The organism is Mesorhizobium sp. dw_380 (assembly GCF_018588885.1).
GTDB lineage: Bacteria > Pseudomonadota > Alphaproteobacteria > Rhizobiales > Rhizobiaceae > Mesorhizobium.
The window spans coordinates 1-804 of record NZ_JAFFIW010000139.1; the positions used below are offsets into that span (position 1 = coordinate 1).

The following is an 804-nucleotide window of genomic DNA, read 5'->3' on the forward strand; positions in this document are numbered from 1 at the left end:
CAACCGGAATGTCGTCGACGATCGAGATGACGATCGAAGCCGGGGTGGCGTCGCTGTCGCCGGTGGCGTCGGTGACCGCCATGGTGATGGTGTCGCTGAGCGGGTTGACCTCGCCCTGGCCGGTGTGGGTGAGCGCACCCGACAGCGTATAGCTGTAGCCGTAGGTGACGACGCCGCCGGCATCGGGCGCCGAGATCGAGGTGATCGTCAGCACGCCCTTTGAGGTGGTGACATGGTCGCCCACCGCCGTGATCGTCACCGGCCCGCCGGCATCGCCGTCGAGGGTAAGCGTGTAGCCTTCGTTGTTGCCGTCAACCGTGAAGGAGCCAGTCGTCGTCTCGCTGGTCGCGCCATGCTGCACGCCGTCGGCAAGGCCGTCTTCGTAGACGGTGGCCGTCGAGCCTGTCGTCTCCGGCACGTTCAAATCCTGGTTGAGCCCGATCACCAGTTGCGCGAGGTCGGTGTCGCCGTCGCCGTCCTTGATCTCGTAGGTGAAGGTCTCGTTCGTCACGCCCGCCGGGATCGACGCCGTCGTCAGTGCGTAGGTGTAGGTCCCGTCGGCGTGCAGCGTCAGATTGCCGTAGGTGCCGGCAATCACCGTCGCTCCCGAGATCGTCGTGTAGGTCGCGCTGCCGGCATTGGCCTCAAGGCCAAAATAAGCCCGCGTCACCGCACCGGTGACCGCCGCGCCGTCCGCACCGATGGTGTCGGCATGGTCGCCGGCACTCGCTCCGGCAGCACCGAACACGTTGCCGCCTGTCGAATGGCCAAGCCCTTCCGTCACGCTGTTGGCATCATTGGCCG

At 66.3% G+C, this 804-nt stretch carries 1 protein-coding gene; it reads right to left on the reverse strand.

The annotated features are described in order from the left end of the window. On the reverse strand, window positions 1-804 hold an 804-nt coding region (locus tag JT360_RS33265), incomplete at both ends, for a VCBS domain-containing protein (RefSeq protein WP_214477711.1).